Source organism: Aromatoleum petrolei, assembly GCF_017894385.1.
GTDB classification, from domain to species: Bacteria; Pseudomonadota; Gammaproteobacteria; order Burkholderiales; family Rhodocyclaceae; genus Aromatoleum; species Aromatoleum petrolei.
In genome coordinates this window covers 1,122,593-1,142,517 of record NZ_CP059560.1, presented here as the reverse complement: position 1 = coordinate 1,142,517, position 19,925 = coordinate 1,122,593, and the positions used below count along the sequence as shown (strand labels likewise).

Here is a 19,925-nt window from a genome sequence, read left to right as displayed (position 1 = left end):
GGGCGCGGGCTATCAGGCGTCGCTGTCGAGGAAGCTGCGCAGGCGCTCCGAGCGACTCGGATGGCGCAGCTTGCGCAGCGCCTTGGCTTCGATCTGGCGGATGCGCTCGCGCGTCACGTCGAACTGCTTGCCGACCTCCTCGAGGGTGTGGTCGGTGTTCATCTCGATGCCGAAGCGCATGCGCAGCACCTTCGCTTCCCGTGCGGTGAGCGAATCGAGCACTTCGCTGGTGGCGTCGCGCAGGCTGGAGTACATCGCCGCATCGGCCGGGGCCAGTGTCGCTTGATCCTCGATGAAGTCGCCCAGATGGGAGTCGTCGTCGTCGCCGATCGGCGTTTCCATCGAGATCGGCTCCTTGGAGATCTTCATGATCTTGCGGATCTTCTCCTCGGGCATCTCCATCTTCTCGGCGAGCGTCGCCGGATCCGGCTCCTGGCCGGTTTCCTGCAGGATCTGCCGGCTGATGCGGTTCATCTTGTTGATCGTTTCGATCATGTGAACCGGGATGCGGATCGTGCGCGCCTGGTCGGCGATGGAGCGCGTGATGGCCTGGCGGATCCACCACGTCGCATAGGTCGAGAACTTGTAACCGCGGCGGTATTCGAACTTGTCCACTGCCTTCATCAGGCCGATGTTGCCTTCCTGGATCAGGTCGAGGAACTGCAGGCCGCGGTTGGTGTACTTCTTGGCGATGGAGATCACGAGGCGCAGGTTGGCCTCGGTCATCTCACGCTTGGCGCGGCGCATCTTGGCTTCGCCGGTGGACATCTGGCGATTGATGTCCTTCAGCTCCTTGAGCGGGATGCCGATGCGTGTCTGCAGGTCGATGAGCTTCTGCTGCTCCTCGAGCACCGCGGGATGCACCCGCATCAAGCCTTCGGCGTAGTTCTTGCCGAGCGCGATCTCGTCCTTTAGCCAGTCGAGGTCGACTTCCTTGCCGGGGAAGACCTTGATGAAGTGCTGGCGCGGCATGCCCGCGCGGTCGACGCACAGCTGCAGGATCTGGCGCTCATGGCCGCGCACCTGCTCGACCATGTGGCGCACCGAGTCGCACAGGCGTTCGATCGACTTGGCGGTGAAGCGGATGTTGAGCAGCTCGTCCGAAATCTGTTGCTGCAGCGAAAGGTAGTCCGTGTCCTGCGAGCCGCGTTCGGCGAGGGCGGACATCTTGCGCTCATTGAGTTCGCGAATGACCGCGAAGCGCGCGAGCGCGTCGTTCTTCAGTTGCAGGAGTGTCGCGGCGTTGGCTGCGGCCTCCTTCTCCTCGGAGCTCTCGTCGTCGTCATCGCCGGCGTCCTCCGCGCCTTCCTCGTCCTCGGCGTCCTCGTCGCCCACCTCGGCCTCGGACATGGCCGCTTCCTCTTCGGCCGAGGCGGCGTTCGGATCGATCAGGCCGTCGACGAGTTCGTCGATGCGCATTTCGTCCTTCGCGACCTTGTCGGTGAGCTCGAGCATCTCGACGATGGTGGTCGGGCAGGCAGAAATCGCCTGGACCATGTGGCGCAGGCCGTCTTCGATGCGCTTGGCGATCTCGATTTCGCCTTCACGGGTGAGCAGCTCGACGGTGCCCATTTCGCGCATGTACATGCGCACCGGATCGGTGGTGCGCCCGAATTCCGAGTCGACCGAGGACAGCGCCTGTTCCGCTTCTTCCTCCGCGACGTCTTCGTCCACCGTGCTCGGCACGGCGTCGGACATCAGCAGGTCTTCCGCGGCCGGGGCTTCGTCGAAGACCCGGATGCCCATGTTGTTGAAGGTCGCGATGATGCCTTCGATCTGTTCGGCGTCGGCGACGTCGTCCGGAAGATGGTCGCTGATCTCGGCATAGGTCAGGTAGCCGCGCTCCTTGCCGAGCGTGATCAGGGTCTTCAGGCGGGTCCGGCGGATTTCGGCGTCGATGGGCCCGAGTTCCGGCCCGTCGGCGATCAGAACGGCCTTGTCCTTGGCCTTGGAGGCTCGTCCTTTGGGGCTATCCTTGCGCGAATCCTTGATTTTTTCGCGGGCCATGGCACTCCTTGAATCGGGCGAAAGATGAATTGGGTAACCTGCAATTATACTAAACGTCCGCCGGTTTGCGGGCGTTGACAAGGCTCATTTTTTCGAGCAGTAGTTCGGCGAGGCGATGCCGGTCCATCGGGGAGAGTCCGGATTCGCGCTCCTGCGCGGTCAGCGCGGCGATCTCGCGGGCGAGCGCGTTGGCGTGGAGCTTGTTCAGTGTGTCCTCGAACAGTATCTCGACGACGTCTTCGTCAAATTCGGTATCGACCAGTTCTCCGGCCACTCGCGCCAAGGTCTCGGCGTGAGGGGTGTCGCGGAATTGTTCGACCAGTGCCCCCAGCCCCGCGTTCATTGCCAGGTCCCCGGTACTTGACAGGTCGATGATCGCGACGAGCGCCTGGCCTTCGGCGTTGTGGGTCGGAATGAGATCGACCGGCAGTCGTGCAGCCCATGCCGGATGCTGCAGCACAAGGCGCAGCAAGGTGTTTGCTTCCGAGGGCGGGCGTCGGCGCTGGCGGTTCGAGGTCGGCGCAGGAAAGCCCGAGGGGCTGCGTTCGCGCCCGCCATTGAACGCGGCTTCGCGCGTCTGGCGCGCGGCGTTCTGCCGCTTCAGGCCGAACGCCGATTCGACTTCGCCCTGGCTGAATCCGGAGGCATCCGCGATCGCCTTGATGATCTGCAGGCGCAGCATCGGCGCCGCGATGCGTGTGACCAAGGGCTTGGCGTCGTGAACGAGTCGCGCACGGCCTTCGGCGGTATCGAGGGGGCATTCGGCGCGCAGTTCGTTGAGCAGGAAGGCGGTCAGCGGGGTGGCGTCGTTTGCGGCGCGGTTGAACGCCTCTGCACCGTATGCGCGTACGAACGAATCCGGGTCGTGCTCTTGCGGCAGGAACAGGAAGGCGAGCGTGACGTCGTCCCGCAGCGCCTCGAGTGCGGACTCGAGGGCGCGTCGCGCCGCCTTGCGTCCCGCATTATCGCCGTCGAAGCAGAAGACGATGCGCTGCGACTGGCGCAGCAGCGTGTTGATGTGGTGCGGAGTGGTCGCCGTTCCGAGGGTTGCGACAGCGTTGGCGACGCCGAATTGCGCCAGCGCGACGACGTCCATGTAGCCCTCGACGACAATCGAGTAGCCTGCGTCGCGGATCGCCTTCTGCGCCTGCGGGAACCCGTACAGCTCGCGTCCCTTCTCGAACAGTGGTGTTTCGGGGGAGTTGAGGTACTTCGGTTCGCCTGCATCCAAGACGCGTCCACCGAACGCGATGATCCGTCCGCGGCGGTCCTGGATCGGGAACATGATGCGGTTGCGGAAGCGGTCGTAGCGGCGTCCGGCGTCGTTTTCGATGACCAGGCCGGCGTCGAGCAGGGGCTTTGCGTCGTAGTTGGGGAAAGTGGTGCGCAAGGCCTGCCAGTCGTCCGGCGCGAAGCCGATGCCGAAGCGCGCCGCGATCTCACCCGAGACACCTCGTCGCTTCAGGTAGTCGATGGCGGCGGGTGCCGACTTGAGTTGATCGCGATAGAAGCGTGCGGCGGCAGCCATGGCATCGATCAGTCCGTCATGACTCGGCGCTGATTCGGGGCGGAAGCCGGGGCGGTTTTCCTGCGGAACCTGCAAGCCGGCGTAGGAGGCGAGCTCCTTGACTGCTTCCACGAACGACAGTCCGGTGTATTCCATCAGGAAGCCGACGGCGCTGCCGTGCGCGCCGCAGCCGAAGCAGTGGTAGAACTGCTTGCTAGGGCTGACGGAGAACGACGCGGATTTCTCGCCGTGGAAAGGGCAGCAGGCGAAGTAATTCGCGCCACTCTTCTTTAGGGTGAGGTGGCGTTCGACGACGTCGACGATGTCGACGCGCGCGAGCAGGTCCTGAATGAACGACTGCGGAATCATGGTGGCCGCCGCCCGCGTCCGGGCGTCAGGCGCTCAGGCCGAGAGTCTGGCGCGCACCCGGCGCGAGGCTTCCGCCATGTCCGCACGTCCGGCGAGGCGCGCCTTGAGTTGCGGCATTACGCGGCCGAGGTCGGCTATGCCGGTCGCTCCGGCTTCCGCAATGGCAGCCGCGATCTCGGCATCGAGTTCGGTGTCCGACAACTGGACGGGCAGATAGGCCGACAGCACCTCGATCTCGAAGCGCTCGTTGGCAGCGAGGTCGGGGCGGTTGGCGGCGTCGTACTGGCTTGCCGAGTCGCGACGCTGCTTGACGAGCTTTTCGACCGTGGTCAGGATGCCGGCGTCGTCGAGTTCGATCCGGTCGTCGATTTCGCGCTGCTTGATCGCGGCGATGAGCAGGCGCACTGCGGACAGGCGTGCGCTATCCTTGGCGCGCAGGGCGGCCTTCATGTCGTCCTGGATGCGTTGCTTGAGGGACATGGGCAATGCTCCGAATGGAAATGCAAAAGCCACGCCGGGCGCAAGTCGAATGACTTGCGCCCGGCGTGGGTGACCGGCTGCTGGATCCGGAAGGGGATCAGTACAGCTTCGGCGGCAGGGTCTGGCTGCGCAGGCGCTTGTGATTGCGCTTGACGGCGGCGGCCGACTTGCGCTTACGCTCCGCGGTGGGCTTTTCGTAGAACTCGCGGGCGCGCAGCTCGGTCAGCAAACCGGTTTTTTCGATGGTGCGCTTGAAGCGGCGAATGGCGACTTCAAACGGCTCGTTCTCCTTGACGCGGATACCCGGCATTGCGAACTTCCTTGTGTGTCTGGTAGGCGGAAAGCGCGGATTATATCCGTTGAATCAGAACAAGCCAAGTACAAACTTAGCTTTCCGAGAGCCCGCCCGTTAGAATGGCGCCCTGTCCGATCGGCGAGGCTGCTTGCTGCAAATCATGAAAGTTCTGGGAATCGAAAGCTCCTGCGATGAAACGGGCGTGGCGGTGTTCGACGTCGATGCCGGATTGCTCGGGCACTGCGTGCATTCGCAGATCGACCTGCATGCGACCTATGGTGGCGTCGTTCCGGAGCTGGCGTCGCGTGACCATATCCGCCGCCTCCCGGCTCTGGTGCGGCAGGTGCTTGCGGAATCCGGCTGCAGTCTCGCGCAAATTGATGCGATCGCGTACACGGCAGGGCCGGGGTTGGCGGGGGCTTTGCTGGTAGGGGCGGGCTATGCGGAGGCGCTCGGGATGTCGCTGGGCGTGCCGGTGGTACCTGTGCACCACCTGGAGGGGCATCTGTTGTCGCCCCTGCTGTCGGCCGATCCGCCGGAGTTTCCGTTCGTCGCGCTGTTGGTTTCCGGCGGGCATACTCAGCTCATGCAGGTGACCGGGGTGGGGGAGTACGTCCTGCTGGGCGAGTCGCTCGACGATGCGGCGGGTGAAGCGTTCGACAAGACCGCGAAGCTGATCGGCCTCGGCTACCCCGGTGGTCCGCAGCTGGCGACGCTTGCCGAGCGCGGGCGCGCGGGGCGGTTCCGGCTGCCGCGGCCGATGCTCAAGTCGGGCGATCTCGATTTCAGTTTCAGTGGATTGAAGACGGCAGTGCTGAATGTCGTTTCCGGTCCCGAGTGGAAACCCGAAGATGCAGCCGATCTGGCGGTCGACTTTCAGGAAGCCGTGGTCGACGTGCTATGCACGAAGGCGCTCAGGGCGCTTGAGTTGGCCGGGTTGTGGAGGCTGGTGGTGGCCGGTGGCGTCGGCGCCAACCGCAAGCTGCGCCAGCGTCTCGATGCGGCGACGCGACGCAAGGGCTGGAGGGTGTATTACCCTGAGCCGGCGCTGTGTACCGACAATGGCGCGATGATTGCCTTCGCGGGTGCCCGCCGGCTGGCGGCCGGCGAGGTGCCCGGCGAGGACTGTGCCGTTCGGGTGTACCCGCGTTGGCCGTTGGCGGCGCTGCGCGCGCCGGGTGTCATCTGACGCGGATCGGGAGCGATTCAGGCCTTGCGTCCGCCGATGCGGCTTTCGGTGCCGTTGAGCAGTTTGCGGATGTTGGGGCTGTGGCGCCAGATCAGGATCGCCGCGATAAGCGCGAGAATGCCGGTTACCGGCGTGGTGCCCAGCAGGACGTAGCCGGCGACAGGGGTGGCCAGTGCGCCGGACAGGGCTGCGGCGGATGAGTAGCGCGTGGTGAATGCGATCACGACCCAGGTTGCCAGCGCTGCCAGCGCAACCCAGGGGTTGATTCCGAGCAGCACGCCAAGTGCGGTGGCGACGCCCTTGCCGCCGTTGAAGCGCAGGAACACGCTGAAGACGTGACCGAGGAAGGCGGCAAGGCCGGCCAGGGCCGTGTCGGTGGTGTCGAAGCCGAGGCGGGCGGCGCCCCAGACGGCGAGCCACCCCTTGGCGCAGTCGCCCACCAGAGTCAACAATGCGGCGGCCTTGTTGCCGCTACGCAGAACGTTGGTCGCGCCCGGGTTGCCTGAGCCGTACTTGCGCGGGTCGGCGAGGCCGAAAAGGCGGCTGGAGACGATGGCGAAGGGGATTGAGCCGAGCAGGTAGGCGGCCAGCAATAGAGGCAGCAGGGTCATTTTTTCACCTAGAATTGCCGCGATTCTAATCGGGAAGCGACATGGATTTCATTTTCATCGAGGAATTGAGGGTACAGGCCTGGGTCGGCATCTATTCGCGTGAAAAGGCCGCACCGCAGACGCTGGAGCTCAACCTCACGTTCGGGGTTCCGGATTCCGCGGCGGAGCAGGACGACATTGCCGACACCATCGACTATGCGGAGGTGATCGAACGAATCCGCAAGGAGCTCGCCGAGCGTCACTTCAACCTGATAGAAACCCTCGGAGAATTCGTCGTGAAACTCCTGTTCGACGAATTCGGCGCCCCCTGGGTGAAGATACGCATAGCCAAACTGGGGGTCATGAAAGGGGTGCGGCGAGTCGGGGTGTATATCCAGCGTGGCCGGGATGGGGTCTCCCTTCCCCCGGTCACGAGCTGAAATAACAAGCCTTCGTCGGGGCGTCCAATGCGCCCCGGGACTGCTTATTTCGGCGCTACGGCTTCGAGTTCGGCGAGCGGCTTGTTCTGGGCGAGCCAGTCGATCACCCACTGAGGCTTGCGGCCGCGGCCGCTCCAGCCGATTTGCGGATTTGCCGGGTTGCGGTATTTCACTGCGACCGGCGCAGACTTCTTGGCGGCCGCTTTCGTCCGGCGCTTGGCGGGCGCACCTTTTTCTTCCGCAGCGGCGGCGCTGGGGAGCAGGTCGCTCAGCGACAGGCCTTCCTCGGCCGCCATCTTCTGCATTTTCTTCAGGAGGTCGCGGCGGGCGGAATCGCTGCGTCGACGGATCTCCGTTTCGACCTTGGATTGCAGGCGGCGCAATTCGGTCAGCGACATCTTGGCCAGTTCCATGTTTTCTCCGATTTCAATTGTTATTGATCTGATTTCCGATCAGGGCAATCATCCTCGTCCGCGCGGTGCCTAACTGGCGTCAGGGTGATTGGCTGCGCATATTCTGCCAGCAATTCCGGCGAATTAGAATCGGGATGCGAATTGAAATCGAAATCGGCGTCAGGCAAGTGCATTCAAATCGAGGCGCTGACCAGTTCCGGCTGCAATACGCGCATTATCTCGTGGGGGCTGACTCCGACCAGAAAGCCGCGTCGGCCCCCATTGATATAGACGAGCGGCAGGTCGAGAATCGTGCGCTCCATGTATATGGGCATGCGTTTGCGCAAGCCGAACGGGGATGTGCCGCCGACAAGGTAGCCGGAGTGTCGGTTGGCGGTTTCCGGAGCACAGGGTTCCACGCGTTTTCTGCCCGTCTGGCGTGCCAGTTCCTTGGTGGATACCTTGCGGTCGCCATGCATCAGCACGATCAGCGGAGCGGCATTTTCATCTTCCATGACCAGTGTCTTGACCACTGCGTGCTCGGGAACATTGAGCTCGCGCGATGATACTTTCGTGCCTCCGTGGGCCTCGTAATCATAGAGGTGTGCGGAAAAGGCAACGGCGTGCTGCTTGAGGAAACGCGTGGCTGGCGTTTCGGGCGCGTGCGCATCCTGTTTGCTCATGATGGTGCTCCGGATTTCGTATTTGGTTTGAAAGTGTATTTGAGGAAATGATTCATCCGCGCGGATGGTGCCGCGAATGGAGTGCCTTGAGGCGCTCGCGTGCGACGTGCGTGTAGACCTGGGTCGTCGATATGTCCGCGTGGCCGAGCAACATCTGGACGACACGCAAATCGGCGCCGTGGTTGAGCAGGTGGGTCGCGAAGGCGTGGCGCAAGGTGTGCGGCGAAATGCTTGCGGCGGGAATGCCGGCGGTCATCGCGTATTGTTTTACGATACGCCAGAACATCTGGCGGGTCATTCCGCTGCCACGCCGGCTGACGAACACATCGTCGCTGCTTTTTCCTGCGAGCAGTTCCGGGCGTACATCCCGGAGATAATTGCCAAGCCAGTCGATGGCTTCCTCGCCGAGCGGAACGAGCCGTTCCTTGCTGCCTTTCCCCATTACCCGGACGACACCATCAGTGAGACTGGTGGAAAATATCTTGAGCCCCACGAGCTCTGAAACCCGCAATCCGGTCGCATAAAGCACTTCAAGCATGCTGCGGTCGCGCAGGCCGATGGGGGTGGTGACGTCGGGTGCTGCGAGCAGGGAATCGACCTGTGTTTCGGTAAGGGTCTTCGGGAAGCGCTCGCTGCGCATCGGCGGATCGAGCAGGGTGGTGGGATCGGCGCCGATACGGCCCTGGGCGAGTAGATGGCGGTAATACCGGCGCCAGGCGGCGAGCAGGCGTCGTTGGCTGGCGGGCTTGGCGCGGCGGCTGAATTCGGCGAGGTAGGCAGCGAGTTCGGGGGCGCCCGCTTGCGGGAGTTGCGTGCCGCGTTCGTGGAGCCAGAACGCGAACAGGGCGAGGTCGCTGCGATAGCCGGCCAATGTATTGCGCGCGAGGCCGTGCTCGAGCCACATTGCGTCGTTGAAACTGTCGAGTTCGGCCCGGGTGGCGGCGTCCAGCGTATTCTCGATGCTCACCGGTCGGCCTCGAACCGCAGCAACCAGCGCTTGGTGTCGAGCAGGTAGCCGCCGGTCGAATTGGCAAAACCCCCGATTCGTCCGCCGGCGGCCATCACGCGGTGACAGGGGATGATGATGGGGAAGGGGTTTGCCCCACAGGCTTGACCCACGGCGCGTGCAGCGCTGCCAATTTCGGTGGCAATGTCACCGTAGGTGCGAGATGTGCCCCGCGGGATGTCAGCAATGGTCGACCAGACCCGCCGCTGAAACAGCGTGCCGCGTTCCGCGAGCGGAAGGTCGAAGGGATGGTCGGGGTCGTCGAGCCACGCCAGCAGTTGTGTCGCAGCCCGTTCGGCAAGCGGATTCTCGGGGGGGCGGGCGGGTGTTTCCGGCGGGAGGAACACAAGCTCCCGGATGCAGCGCGAGTCCGCACGCACGCCCAGACCACCGAAGGGCAGTGTCAGGATCGCGGAGAAGCCGGTCTGCGCCGGAGCATTGCGGTTGGAATTCATCGCGTCGGTATGCCACGGTACTTGTACGTGAAGGGGTAGGCAGCGGCTGGTCGGGTTACGGCGCCTTGCCCAGGAGGTTTTGCTTGAGTTCGGCGTCGGCAGGAGCCTCTCCGATTCAGATACGCAACAGCGCGGGGAAGAGGCGTTCGTCCGGGATGTCTTCGCCGCGTCGTTTCCCGGCCACGGTGAGGCGGGTCGCGCCGTTCCACGATTCGAGCAGGACTTCGGTACTCGTGGGGGCGTCCTTGATCTCCAGCATGGCTTTGCGGAACGCGGCGATCGCGGGGTCGAGGGCTGCGAGCGCCTCGGCGGAGTGGTTCTTCCTCAGTCCGTCGACGAGGGCGTCGACAAACTGCTCGGCGCTCAGGTCGCGCAGGGTGACGATGCGGATGCGCTTGCTGCCGGACTGGTTCTGCACGGCGCCCGCATCACTGGCGCGTTGCGGCACATACAGGCCCATCGCATAGACCTTGAAGAGCAGGCGGGTGCGTACCCCCGTTCCGTTCAGAACCAGTGTCTGCCCGCCGACGATGGCGGTGTCGTCGAAAGGCACGCCGGCAACGTTTGTAGCTGCGGCGGCGAGGGAAGCATGTGCCGTCATTGCAGCGAATGCGAGGGCGGCAAGGAGCGGGCGGTGGTTCATGAAAGCGTCTCCTCGGTCATCGGGGGTATCTTCCCTGTCTGCACGAAAACGCCCGTGCGGGGACGGGCGTTGCGGGACATGCGGGCCGGGCGGTGGCTTGCTCTGGGCCGATCTCAGCGGCGCGTTTCCCCATTGCCGAACACGATCCACTTCTGGCTCGTGAGGCCTTCGAGGCCGACCGGGCCGCGTGCGTGGATCTTGTCGGTGGAGATGCCGATCTCGGCGCCGAGGCCGTACTCGAAGCCGTCCGCAAAGCGCGTCGAGGCGTTGACCATGACCGACGCAGAATCCACTTCGCGCAGGAAGCGCATCGCGCGCGTGTAGTTCTCGGTAATGATGGCCTCGGTGTGCCCGGAGCTGTATGTATTGATGTGGGCGATCGCCTCGTCGATGCCGGACACGACCTTGATCGCGATGATCGGTGCGAGGTATTCCTCGCTCCAGTCCTGTTCGGTCGCGGCGACGAGGCGGGCGCCGGGAATGGCTGCCTCGCGCAGGATGGCGAGGGACTCGTTGCAGCCGCGCATCTCGACCTCCTTCGTGGCGAGCATGCGGGCGATTTCGGGCAGGAAGCGGGCCGCCACCGCACGGTCGACGAGCAGCGATTCGGCCGTGTTGCAGGTGCCGTAGCGTTGTGTCTTGGCGTTCTCGACGATGGGCACGACCTTCGCCGGGTCGGCTTCGGTTTCGACGTAGACGTGGCAGTTGCCGTCGAGGTGCTTGATCACCGGCACGCGCGCTTCGCGCGAGATCCGTTCGATGAGCCCCTTGCCGCCGCGCGGAACGATGACGTCGACGAACTCGGGCATGGTGATGAGCTGGCCGACGGCGGCGCGATCCGTGGTTTCCACGACCTGGACTGCCGATTCGGGCAAGCCCGCGGCGGCAAGACCGGCACGCACGCAGGCAGCGATCGCCTGGTTGCAGTGCAGGGCCTCCTTGCCGCCGCGCAGGATTGCCGCGTTGCCGGACTTGAGGCACAGCGCGGCCGCATCCGCGGTGACGTTGGGGCGCGCTTCGTAGATGATGCCGATCACGCCGAGCGGAACGCGCATTTTGCCGACCTGGATGCCGGAGGGGCGGCGCTTGACGTCGGTGATTTCGCCGACGGGGTCGGGCAGTGCCGCGACCTGTTCCAGGCCCTGGGCCATTGCCTCGATGCCTTTGGCGTTGAGCGTGAGGCGGTCGATCATCGCCGGCTCGAGTCCGGCCGCGCGTGCCTCCTCTACGTCGCGCGCGTTGGCGGCGAGCAACTCCTCGCGGCGGTCGCGGATCGATGCGGCCATCGCGCATAGCGCCGCGTTCTTCGCGGCGGTCGACGCGCTGGCGAGCTGGCGCGAGGCGGCGCGGGCTTGGCGGCCCAGCGTCTGCATGTATTCCTGAATATCCATGGAAATTCCGGTGTTGCCGTGCAAAAGAACATTAAAGCACCGAACGGTGCGATGCGGCCAGTGTCGGAGGGCGCTTGGCCGAAGTGCTAGCGGCGGACGAGCCGGAGCGCGAGCTGAAGAAATTCGTCCCACACGTCGCCCGGGGCAAGACCCTTGATGATGCGGTCGATGCGCGCGGCGTGCAGCAGTGCGGCGCGCAACGTCGCCGGCTTGAGGCGCGGAAGGGCGCGCTGAATCGCTTGGCGGCGGCGTTCGTCGAACACGCGCTCGGCCTTGAGCAGGGCTGGTAGTTGCTGGCCCGACGCGACACCGGAACTCAGGTTCGCGAGCGTGCGGATCTCGTTCGCGAGGGCCCAAAGCACGAGCGGCGGGGCCGTTCCCTCGCCCTGCAGGCCTTCGAGAAGGCGTGTGCAGCGCACGGGGTCGCCTTCGAGGAGGGAATGGCGCAGTTTGTCGATGTCGTAGCGTGCGACGTTGAGTACCGCGTCCTGCACGTTTTCCTGCGTCAGGCGTCCTTCCCCGTGCAGCAGGCCGAGCTTGAGGATTTCCTGATGGGCTGCGAGGAGGTTGCCCTCGACGTGGTCGGCGATGAAGGCGAGCGCTTCGGCTGGCGCGGACTGATTCTGGCGCGCAAGACGGCCTGCGATCCATTCGGGCAGGCGTTCGCGCTCGGGGGCGTTCAGCTCGACCACAATGCCGCCGTCGCTCAGGGCCGTAAACCATGAGGCCTTGCGTGCGGTCCAGTCGAGCTCGGGCAGGGTGACCAGGGTGACGATACCGTCGCCCGGGTTGCGCGCATGCCGTTGCAGCGCTTCGCCGCCTTCGCGGCCGGGCTTGCCGGTGGGAATGCGCAGATCGATCAGCTTCGAGCCGCCGAACAGCGACAAATTGCCCGCCGCGGCGCTCAGGCTTTCCCAGCGGAATCCCTGCCCGACGACCAGCGTCTCCCGTTCCTCGAATCCTTGGCGGCGTGCCGCCGCGCGGATCAGGTCAGCCGCTTCGAGCACGAGCAGCGGTTCGTTGCCGTGAAGCAGGTAAAGCGGGGCGAGCGGCTTTTCGAGGAGGGCGGGCAGCTGGTCCGGGCGCAGGATCACGGCTTGATGGCAGCGAGTCGGCGCATGAGCTGGTCGACGAGGTCGCCCTGCATGTCGCGGTAGAGCAGGGCTTCTTCCTGCTCCTTCGCGAGCACCTGCGAGTCGTCATAGGTGTATTCACGCTTGGCCGAAATCGTCGTGGGGCGGATGCGTTCGTTGCCCGCGCGGTCGATCAGGCGGAAGGTGAGGACGTGGCGCAATTCGTACTCGCGCACCTTGCCGGCGCCCGTCAGGGTGAGGATTTCCCGCTCGGGTTGATTGCGCAGGATCTCGAGTTTCGCTTCGGCCTTGGCCGGGTCGTCGACGATCTCGGTTGTGCCGCTGGTGCGGATACGCCGGCGCAGCGCGGCACCGAATTCGCTCTGGGCGCTGACGCCGACGTGGATGGTCGAGAACGCGAGCGGACGCGGGCCGCGCAACTGGAAGCCGCAGCCGGCCAGGGACGCCACGGCGACTGCGCCGAGGGCCAGCAGCAGACTGCGGCGGGAGCGGGAAGGTGTCATCCGCGGGAGTCCTCAGACCACGATGTTGACGAGACGGCCCGGCACGACCACGACCTTGCGCGGCGGCTTGCCTTCCATGAACTTCTGCGCCGCCTCGGAGGCGAGTGCGATCGACTCGATCTGCGACGCGCTCGCGTCCGCGGCGACCTTGATGTTGCCGCGCAGCTTGCCATTGACCTGCAGCACGAGGTCGAGCTCGTCCTGCTTGAGTGCGGCCTCCGACGGTGTCGGCCAGCTCGCGTTGAGGACGTCGGCGGCGAAGCCGCAGTCCTGCCACAGCGCGTGCGCGATGTGCGGCGTGATCGGGGCGAGCAGGCGCAGCAGGATGGACAGGCCTTCCTCGGTGACTTCCGCGTGGGCGGCGGCGTTGTCGCGCGGCGCCTTCTCCAGCGCGTTGAGAATCTTCATCGCCGCGGAAACGACGGTGTTGAACTGGTGCTTGCCGAAGTCGTAGTTCGCCTGCTTCAGACAATTGTGGATCTCGCGGCGCACCGCGGCCAGCGCCTCGGGCAGCGGGGCCACCGCGAGCGTGCGCGCTGTTGGGAGCTGGGTGCGGATCTCGTTGGTGAAGCCGTGGCCGAAGGTCCACACGCGTCGCAGGAAGCGATAGGCGCCCTCGACGCCCGAGTCGGACCATTCGAGCTGCTGGTCCGGCGGCGCGGCGAAGATGATGAACAGGCGCGCGGTGTCCGCGCCGTACTGGTCGACCAGAGCTTGCGGATCGACGCCGTTGTTCTTCGACTTCGACATTTTCTCGGTGCCGCCGATGACAACCGGCAGACTGTCGGCAGCGAGCTTTGCCGCGGTGATGCGACCCTTGTCGTCACGCTCGATTTGCACGTCGGCAGGGTTGATCCACTGCTTCTTGCCGCCTTCGGCCTCGCGGTAGTAAGTCTCGGCGACGACCATGCCTTGGGTGAGCAGGTTCGTGAACGGCTCGGAGACATTGACGAGGCCTTCGTCGCGCATCGCGCGGGTGAAGAAGCGTGAATAGAGCAGGTGCAGGATCGCGTGCTCGATGCCGCCGATGTACTGGTCGACCGGCGCCCAGTAGTTCACGCGGCCGTCGACCATCGCCTTGTCGTTGTCGGACGAGGCATAGCGAAGGAAATACCACGACGACTCGACGAAGGTGTCCATCGTGTCGGTCTCGCGGCGCGCGGGCTTGCCGCATTGCGGGCAGCTGCACTGGTGGAACTCGGGCATCTTCGCGAGCGGCGAGCCGCGGCCGGTGATCTCGACGTTCTCGGGCAGCACGACCGGCAGTTGTTCGTCCGGCACCGGCACGTCGCCGCAGTCGTCGCAGTGGATCATCGGGATCGGGCAGCCCCAGTAGCGCTGGCGCGAGATGCCCCAGTCGCGCAGGCGGTACTGCGTGCGTTTGGCGCCAAGGCCCTTTTCGGTCAGATCGGCGGAGATCGCGTCGACGGCATCCTGGAAGTGCAGGCCGTCGTACTTGCCGGAGTTTACGAGACGGCCGTGCTCCGCATAGGCGTCCTGCCAGGGCGCAACGGTGTCGGCATAGGCGTCGCGCGTCGAGCCCACGACCATCCGGATCGGCAGGTGGTATTTGGTCGCGAACGCGAAATCACGTTCGTCGTGCGCCGGGACCGCCATGACGGCGCCCTCGCCGTAGCCCATGAGCACGTAGTTGGCGACCCAGACGTCCATGAACTCGCCCGAAATCGGATGGACGACGCGCAGGCCGGTCGGCATGCCCTTCTTTTCCATCGTCGCGAGGTCGGCCTCCGCGACGCCGCCGTGGCGGCATTCGTCGATGAATGCGGCGAGTTCAGAGTTGTTGGCTGCGGCCTGCAGCGCGAGCGGATGCTCGGCGGCGACGGCGACGTAGGTCGCACCCATCAGGGTATCGGCGCGAGTCGTGAACACCTTCAGCACGCCGGACGTGCCGATCGTCGACAGGTCGTAGGGGAAATGCACTTCCACGCCTTCCGAGCGGCCGATCCAGTTCTTCTGCATCAGCTTGACCTGCTCGGGCCAGCCGGGCAGGGCGTCGAGGGCGTCGAGAAGCTCATCCGCGTAGGCGGTGATCTTCATGTAATACATGGGGATTTCGCGCTTCTCGACGACCGCGCCGCTGCGCCAGCCCTTGCCGTCGATGACCTGCTCATTGGCGAGCACGGTCTCGTCGACCGGGTCCCAGTTCACCGTGCCGAGCTTCTTGTAGATCAGCCCCTTCTTGTACAGGCGCGTGAACAGCCACTGTTCCCAACGGTAGTAGTCGGGCTGGCAGGTCGCGAGCTCACGCGACCAGTCGATCGCGAAACCGAGACGCTTCAGCTGCGCCTTCATGTAGTCGATGTTCGCGTAGGTCCATTTCGCCGGCGGCACGTTGTTCTGGATCGCGGCGTTCTCGGCCGGCATGCCGAAGGCGTCCCAGCCCATTGGCTGCAGGACGTTGTAGCCGCGCATGCGGTGGTAGCGCGCGAGCACGTCGCCGATCGTGTAGTTGCGCACGTGGCCCATGTGCAGCTTGCCCGACGGGTAGGGGAACATGCTCAGGCAGTAGTACTTCGGCTTGCTCGCGTCTTCGGTGACGCGGAATGCCTGGGCGGATTCCCAGTGCTGCTGGGCGGTGGATTCGACCGTGGCGGGGGTGTATTTGTCCTGCATGTGCGGGCGGGAATGGGGACGTGGAAAACACGCGAGTATACCGCGAAGCCGTCGAGCCTCGTGCGACGTCTCAGCGCGTCACATCGGGCCGGGCCGGGCGCGGACAAAAAAAGCATCCGGAGGGAGCCGGATGCTTAATCTCCTTTGAGGGAGAGGGAGGAAGACGGTTTCGCGGCAAGCGCCGCGGCGGTTCGGGCAGTCAGGCGGCCTTGCGCGGGGTGCCGGCCTGACGCTGCCAGTTGGCGGAAAAGACGGAGACCATGTCTTCCATCGCCGTCAGCGGCAGGCGCCAGATGCGGTTCTGGCTGCGTACGATAGGCGTCACGCGCGGCGCGCAGAAGGTCGCGCGCTCGCTTTCAAGCAGGCGCTGGAACGCACACATCGCTTCGCCCCAGTATTCCGAATTGCCCACCCATCCCGTTGCCGCGGTCGCCTCGCGCACGGCCTGGTGCCAGAGCACCGTGGCACGCTCGGTGGCTACGCCGGCCTTGCGGGCATACCAGGGCAGTAGTTTCGGGGTCTTCATGATCGGATTCTCCTGATGGCCTTCGTCGGCCAGTTCTTGCGTCGCGCGGATCGGCCTCTTGAGCCGGCCGTGTAGGGCGCGGTTAGTGCGATGCAGCATCGAAATTGGTTGCGATTTTCTTCGGTTCCGCAGCGTGATTCCTTGATTTTTCTCAACGAATTGCTGCTCTGCACAAGTGAAAAAAATACGCCGATCGTAATACGTTTTCAACTGCATGTTGCGTTGCCGCAACGGTTGCAGCGAGAAACTAAGTAAAGTCTGGTCCGATCCTTGTGCGGAGCGGGGCGACAATCCGGAAAGAAACAAGGTGCCGCTCCCGGTTAGAATCGCGGCCTGACTAGGAAGCTCGCATGTCCGATCTGCTCGCCAATCTCAATCCCGAACAACTCCAGGCCGTCACCCTTCCGCCGCAGCACGCGCTGATCCTCGCCGGTGCCGGCTCGGGCAAGACCCGCGTCCTCACGACCCGCATCGCATGGCTGGTGCAGACCGGCCAGGTCGATCCGCAGGGCGTCCTCGCGGTGACCTTCACCAACAAGGCGGCGAAGGAGCTGCTGGCTCGCCTGTCGGGGATGCTGCCGTTGTCCTTCGGCCATTCGGCCCGTGGGATGTGGATCGGCACCTTCCACGGCTTGTGCAACCGCCTGCTGCGGGCCCACCATCGTGACGCCGGTTTGCCGCAGCTCTTCCAGATCCTCGATTCCGGTGACCAGCTCGCGGCGATCAAGCGCCTGTTGAAGGCGCTCAATGTCGATGACGAGAAGTTTCCGCCGCGCGAACTGCAACATTTCATCAATGCCCAGAAGGAAGCCGGTCTGCGTCCGCATGCCGTCGAGGCCTGGGACGACTACACGCGGCGCCGGGTGGAGCTTTTCGCCGAGTATGAGGCGCAATGCCAGCGCGAGTCTGTTGTGGATTTTGCGGAGTTGCTGCTGCGCACGTACGAGTTGCTCGAGCGCAACGAGCCGATACGCCGTCACTACCAGCGTCGGTTCCGTCACATCCTGGTCGATGAGTTCCAGGACACGAACCGCCTGCAGTACCGCTGGCTGAAGCTGCTCGCCGATGACGGCCGCGAAGGCGGGGCCTGCCTGTTCTGCGTGGGCGACGACGACCAGTCGATCTATCGCTTCCGCGGTGCGGAAGTCGGCAATATGCGCGACTTCGAGCGCGAGTTCCATGTCGCCAACGTGATCCGGCTGGAACAGAACTACCGCTCGCACGGCAACATCCTCGACGCGGCGAACGCGATCATCCGCCACAACACCGCCCGGCTGGGCAAGAACCTGTGGACCGAGCGCGGCGCCGGCGAACCGATCCGCGTGTTCGAGGCTTATGCGGACATGGACGAGGCGCGCTGGATCATGGAGGAGATCCAGTCGCTGGTGCGCGACGGCATGAGCCGTTCGGACATCGCGCTGCTCTATCGTTCGAATGCGCAGTCGCGCGTGCTCGAACACCAGCTGTTTTCCGCGGGCATCGCCTATCGAGTCTATGGCGGCCTGCGCTTCTTCGAGCGTCAGGAGATCAAGCACGCACTGGCCTACCTGCGCCTGATCGCCAACCCGGATGACGACACGGCCTTCAGCCGTGTCGTGAATTTTCCGACGCGGGGTATCGGTGCACGATCTCTCGAAGCGCTGCAGGACGCGGCGCGCACTTGGAATTCGAGCCTGTACTCAACGGTGCCGCACCTTTCGGGTAAGCCTGGAACGGTGCTCGCGCAGTTCGTGCGCCTCGTGGAGGATCTGCGCCGCGACACGGCCCGGCTGCCGCTCCCCGAACTGGTCGATCACGTGCTGGATGCGAGCGGGCTGCGTGATTTCTATCGCAGCGAGAAGGAAGGGCAGGAGCGGCTCGAGAACCTCGACGAACTCATCAACGCCGCTGCGAATTTCCTCGGCGAATCGGGCGCGGATGTCGAGGCGTTGGCGCAGCCGCATGCGCTGCTGGCCGATTTCCTCGCCCACGCGTCGCTGGAGGCGGGCGATCATCAGGCCGATGCCGGCAGCGACGCCGTGCAACTGATGACCGTGCATTCGTCGAAGGGGCTCGAGTTCGATGCGGTCTTCCTCTCCGGGCTCGAGGAAGGCCTGTTCCCGCATGAGAACAGTGCGGTCGAGAACGAGGGGCTGGAGGAGGAGCGCCGCCTGATGTACGTCGCCGTGACGCGGGCGCGCGAGCGGTTGTACTTGAGCTTTGCGCAGAGCCGCATGTTGCACGGCCAAACGCGCTACAACCTGCGCTCGCGCTTCCTCGAGGAAATTCCGGAAGGGTTGGTGAAATGGCTCTCGCCGCCCAGCCCGCGGAGCATGGGCGCGCGCAGCGGTGCGGGGATGCGTGTCGAGCCTGCGCGTGGTGGCTTTGCCCCGCGGGCATCTCAGGCTCCCGCACGCAGTCAGGACCTAGGGGGGCTGCGCGTCGGCCAACTCGTGACGCATGCGAAGTTCGGCCAGGGCGTGATCGTCGCGGCCGAGGGAAGCGGTGCCGATGCGCGGGTGCAGATCAATTTCGGCTCGGCCGGAATCAAGTGGCTGATGCTGGCGGTGGCGAAGCTCAGCCCCGCATGATGTGCGGCGCACCCCCGCGCAGCGGGACGCCTGATTGCGCGGGGATCAGGTTCCGTAGGTGCGTGCGAGGCGGTCGTGGAGCGCGACGTATTCCTGCGCGAGCTTGTGCTTCGGATCGAGATGGATCATCGGGCGCGACTGTTCATGCGATTCCTTGATCTTCACGGATGAAGAGAGATAGGGCGCGAGCACCGGCAGCCCTTCGTCGATCAGCTCCTGCACGACCTTCTGCGGCAGTCCGGCGCGCGCCTGGAACTGGTTCACGACGATGCCTTCGACCGACAGGTCGCGGTTGTGGTCGGCGCGGATCTCCTGCACGTTCTCGATCAGCGCGTACAGCGCACGGCGCGAGAACTCGTCGCAGTCGAAGGGGATCAGGCAGCTGTCTGCGGCAATCAGCGCGGAGCGGGTGTAGAAATTCAGGGCCGGCGGGGTATCGATGTAGATGACGTCGTAGTCGTCGGCGAGCTCCGCGAGCGCATCGCGCAGCTTGTAGATCTTGTAGCGCGATTCGAGCTTGCCCTGGAGGTCTTCGAGGCCCGGATGCGAAGGCATGACGTCGAGATTGGGGAAGGGGCTCGCGACGATGAATTCCTCGATTTTCTTCGGATTCAGCTTGAAATTGAGCGTCTGGTCGAAGAAGTCGGCGAGCGTGGTTTCCAGGTTATCCCCCGAAACGCCCAGTAGGTACTGGGTCGAGTTTCCCTGCGGGTCGAGGTCCACCACCAGTGTGCGCTTGCCTTGGTGGGCGCTGATCGCCGCCAGGTTGCAGGTAATGGTGGACTTGCCGACACCGCCCTTCTGATTGAATACCACGCGTCGCATCTTGGATTCCCTTGTCGAGTCGGGTGAGATTGTGCCAAAAAATGTCGATCGGGATGCAGTTTCCGGGAAGGGTGGTAGCCGTTCCGGCCTCGTTCGGTGCTTCCGGGTTTACCCGTAGAGTGCCACTGCCCAAGCCGGAGTACCTGCGCTACACTTGCGCCTCGCCGAGCGTGGTGCCGGTGCGGCGCCCTCGTGCCCGCCGGCGCGAGAGCTCCGCTGTCCGACCTGTGCGATTGCTCCCGATGCCGGGAGTCCCGGACGGAATATGGCCGGCAGCTGCGGATGATCGCAATTGGCGAGACGCCCGAGCGGGCGTAGGTTATCGC

Annotated in this window: 19 protein-coding genes; 3 read left to right on the top strand and 16 right to left on the bottom strand. The window is 64.7% G+C overall.

Features of this window, described 5'->3' with window-relative positions; genetic code table 11:
• Positions 1-12: 12 nt before the first annotated feature.
• The 4 genes from rpoD to rpsU all read right to left on the bottom strand — a co-directional run bounded on the left by rpoD (position 13) and on the right by rpsU (position 4,673).
• A complete protein-coding gene (rpoD, locus tag ToN1_RS05160) occupies positions 13-2,007 on the bottom strand; it encodes an RNA polymerase sigma factor RpoD (RefSeq protein WP_169205324.1) in 1,995 nt (664 codons plus the stop codon).
• A 49-nt stretch (positions 2,008-2,056) separates the two neighbouring features.
• The gene (gene dnaG, locus ToN1_RS05155; protein WP_169205325.1) at positions 2,057-3,883 is read right to left on the bottom strand and encodes a DNA primase; all 1,827 of its coding nucleotides are present in this window, start codon (positions 3,881-3,883) and stop codon (positions 2,057-2,059) included.
• Positions 3,884-3,916: 33 nt separating this feature from the next.
• Positions 3,917-4,363 carry a GatB/YqeY domain-containing protein gene (locus tag ToN1_RS05150; protein WP_169205326.1) on the bottom strand — a complete coding sequence of 149 codons (447 nt, stop codon included), beginning with the start codon at positions 4,361-4,363 and terminating at the stop codon, positions 3,917-3,919.
• Positions 4,364-4,460: 97 nt separating this feature from the next.
• Positions 4,461-4,673 (bottom strand): 30S ribosomal protein S21, encoded by a 213-nt coding sequence (gene rpsU / locus ToN1_RS05145; RefSeq protein WP_011238288.1) that lies wholly within the window; start codon positions 4,671-4,673, stop codon positions 4,461-4,463.
• Positions 4,674-4,818: 145 nt separating this feature from the next.
• On the opposite strand from rpsU, the gene tsaD reads away from it, so the two are divergent.
• Positions 4,819-5,847 (top strand): tRNA (adenosine(37)-N6)-threonylcarbamoyltransferase complex transferase subunit TsaD, encoded by a 1,029-nt coding sequence (tsaD, locus tag ToN1_RS05140; protein WP_210148119.1) that lies wholly within the window; start codon positions 4,819-4,821, stop codon positions 5,845-5,847.
• 17 nt (positions 5,848-5,864) lie between these two features.
• Here tsaD and plsY read toward each other — a convergent pair whose 3' ends face one another.
• Positions 5,865-6,458 (bottom strand): glycerol-3-phosphate 1-O-acyltransferase PlsY, encoded by a 594-nt coding sequence (gene plsY, locus ToN1_RS05135; protein ID WP_169208910.1) that lies wholly within the window; start codon positions 6,456-6,458, stop codon positions 5,865-5,867.
• A gap of 41 nt (positions 6,459-6,499) precedes the next feature.
• Here plsY and ToN1_RS05130 point away from each other — a divergent pair, with 41 nt between their 5' ends.
• A complete protein-coding gene (locus ToN1_RS05130) occupies positions 6,500-6,877 on the top strand; it encodes a dihydroneopterin aldolase (RefSeq protein ID WP_169208911.1) in 378 nt (125 codons plus the stop codon).
• 44 nt (positions 6,878-6,921) lie between these two features.
• Here ToN1_RS05130 and ToN1_RS05125 read toward each other — a convergent pair whose 3' ends face one another.
• The 10 genes from ToN1_RS05125 to ToN1_RS24695 form a co-directional block, all read right to left on the bottom strand.
• A complete protein-coding gene (locus ToN1_RS05125; RefSeq protein ID WP_169208912.1) occupies positions 6,922-7,290 on the bottom strand; it encodes an H-NS histone family protein in 369 nt (122 codons plus the stop codon).
• Positions 7,291-7,463: 173 nt separating this feature from the next.
• Entirely contained in the window at positions 7,464-7,952 is a 489-nt protein-coding gene (gene ybaK / locus ToN1_RS05120; RefSeq protein ID WP_169208913.1) for a Cys-tRNA(Pro) deacylase, read from the bottom strand.
• 52 nt (positions 7,953-8,004) lie between these two features.
• Positions 8,005-8,856: a site-specific tyrosine recombinase XerD gene (xerD, locus tag ToN1_RS05115; protein ID WP_248281631.1), complete on the bottom strand. Its 852-nt coding sequence runs from the start codon at positions 8,854-8,856 to the stop codon at positions 8,005-8,007.
• A gap of 59 nt (positions 8,857-8,915) precedes the next feature.
• Positions 8,916-9,413 carry a methylated-DNA--[protein]-cysteine S-methyltransferase gene (locus tag ToN1_RS05110; protein ID WP_210148023.1) on the bottom strand — a complete coding sequence of 166 codons (498 nt, stop codon included), beginning with the start codon at positions 9,411-9,413 and terminating at the stop codon, positions 8,916-8,918.
• 115 nt (positions 9,414-9,528) lie between these two features.
• Complete coding sequence (locus ToN1_RS05105; RefSeq protein WP_169207806.1) at positions 9,529-10,056, bottom strand: chalcone isomerase family protein; 528 nt, start codon at positions 10,054-10,056, stop codon at positions 9,529-9,531.
• A 113-nt stretch (positions 10,057-10,169) separates the two neighbouring features.
• Positions 10,170-11,447 (bottom strand): glutamate-5-semialdehyde dehydrogenase, encoded by a 1,278-nt coding sequence (locus tag ToN1_RS05100; protein ID WP_169207807.1) that lies wholly within the window; start codon positions 11,445-11,447, stop codon positions 10,170-10,172.
• A gap of 86 nt (positions 11,448-11,533) precedes the next feature.
• Positions 11,534-12,541 carry a DNA polymerase III subunit delta gene (holA, locus tag ToN1_RS05095; RefSeq protein ID WP_169207808.1) on the bottom strand — a complete coding sequence of 336 codons (1,008 nt, stop codon included), beginning with the start codon at positions 12,539-12,541 and terminating at the stop codon, positions 11,534-11,536.
• Positions 12,538-13,044, bottom strand: a complete 507-nt coding sequence (locus ToN1_RS05090) for an LPS-assembly lipoprotein LptE (protein ID WP_169207809.1) — start codon at positions 13,042-13,044, stop codon at positions 12,538-12,540. Before ToN1_RS05090 ends, holA begins: the two co-directional genes overlap by 4 nt.
• Positions 13,045-13,056: 12 nt before the next feature.
• The gene (gene leuS / locus ToN1_RS05085) at positions 13,057-15,678 is read right to left on the bottom strand and encodes a leucine--tRNA ligase (RefSeq protein ID WP_169207810.1); all 2,622 of its coding nucleotides are present in this window, start codon (positions 15,676-15,678) and stop codon (positions 13,057-13,059) included.
• Positions 15,679-15,877: 199 nt separating this feature from the next.
• Entirely contained in the window at positions 15,878-16,510 is a 633-nt protein-coding gene (locus ToN1_RS24695; RefSeq protein ID WP_244860966.1) for a hypothetical protein, read from the bottom strand.
• Between the two features lie 44 nt (positions 16,511-16,554).
• On the opposite strand from ToN1_RS24695, the gene ToN1_RS05075 reads away from it, so the two are divergent.
• Positions 16,555-18,774 carry a UvrD-helicase domain-containing protein gene (locus tag ToN1_RS05075; protein ID WP_169207811.1) on the top strand — a complete coding sequence of 740 codons (2,220 nt, stop codon included), beginning with the start codon at positions 16,555-16,557 and terminating at the stop codon, positions 18,772-18,774.
• 45 nt (positions 18,775-18,819) lie between these two features.
• Here the strand turns inward: ToN1_RS05075 and ToN1_RS05070 are convergent, their stop codons facing one another.
• Complete coding sequence (locus ToN1_RS05070; protein WP_169207812.1) at positions 18,820-19,599, bottom strand: ParA family protein; 780 nt, start codon at positions 19,597-19,599, stop codon at positions 18,820-18,822.
• Positions 19,600-19,925 lie beyond the last annotated feature (326 nt).

What these genes read in the sequence shown, in the direction of transcription:
- ybaK (WP_169208913.1), bottom strand. Translation starts at nt 7,952, where the DNA reads ATGAGCAAACAGGATGCGCACGCGCCCGAAACGCCAGCCACGCGTTTC.
- ToN1_RS05125 (WP_169208912.1), bottom strand. Translation starts at nt 7,290, where the DNA reads ATGGAACTGGCCAAGATGTCGCTGACCGAATTGCGCCGCCTGCAATCC.
- plsY (WP_169208910.1), bottom strand. Translation starts at nt 6,458, where the DNA reads ATGACCCTGCTGCCTCTATTGCTGGCCGCCTACCTGCTCGGCTCAATC.
- ToN1_RS05100 (WP_169207807.1), bottom strand. Translation starts at nt 11,447, where the DNA reads ATGGATATTCAGGAATACATGCAGACGCTGGGCCGCCAAGCCCGCGCC.
- ToN1_RS05130 (WP_169208911.1), top strand. Translation starts at nt 6,500, where the DNA reads ATGGATTTCATTTTCATCGAGGAATTGAGGGTACAGGCCTGGGTCGGC.
- ToN1_RS05090 (WP_169207809.1), bottom strand. Translation starts at nt 13,044, where the DNA reads ATGACACCTTCCCGCTCCCGCCGCAGTCTGCTGCTGGCCCTCGGCGCA.
- xerD (WP_248281631.1), bottom strand. Translation starts at nt 8,856, where the DNA reads ATGTGGCTCGAGCACGGCCTCGCGCGCAATACATTGGCCGGCTATCGC.
- leuS (WP_169207810.1), bottom strand. Translation starts at nt 15,678, where the DNA reads ATGCAGGACAAATACACCCCCGCCACGGTCGAATCCACCGCCCAGCAG.
- ToN1_RS05070 (WP_169207812.1), bottom strand. Translation starts at nt 19,599, where the DNA reads ATGCGACGCGTGGTATTCAATCAGAAGGGCGGTGTCGGCAAGTCCACC.
- dnaG (WP_169205325.1), bottom strand. Translation starts at nt 3,883, where the DNA reads ATGATTCCGCAGTCGTTCATTCAGGACCTGCTCGCGCGCGTCGACATC.
- ToN1_RS05110 (WP_210148023.1), bottom strand. Translation starts at nt 9,413, where the DNA reads ATGAATTCCAACCGCAATGCTCCGGCGCAGACCGGCTTCTCCGCGATC.
- ToN1_RS05105 (WP_169207806.1), bottom strand. Translation starts at nt 10,056, where the DNA reads ATGAACCACCGCCCGCTCCTTGCCGCCCTCGCATTCGCTGCAATGACG.
- tsaD (WP_210148119.1), top strand. Translation starts at nt 4,819, where the DNA reads ATGAAAGTTCTGGGAATCGAAAGCTCCTGCGATGAAACGGGCGTGGCG.
- rpsU (WP_011238288.1), bottom strand. Translation starts at nt 4,673, where the DNA reads ATGCCGGGTATCCGCGTCAAGGAGAACGAGCCGTTTGAAGTCGCCATT.
- ToN1_RS05075 (WP_169207811.1), top strand. Translation starts at nt 16,555, where the DNA reads ATGTCCGATCTGCTCGCCAATCTCAATCCCGAACAACTCCAGGCCGTC.
- rpoD (WP_169205324.1), bottom strand. Translation starts at nt 2,007, where the DNA reads ATGGCCCGCGAAAAAATCAAGGATTCGCGCAAGGATAGCCCCAAAGGA.
- ToN1_RS05150 (WP_169205326.1), bottom strand. Translation starts at nt 4,363, where the DNA reads ATGTCCCTCAAGCAACGCATCCAGGACGACATGAAGGCCGCCCTGCGC.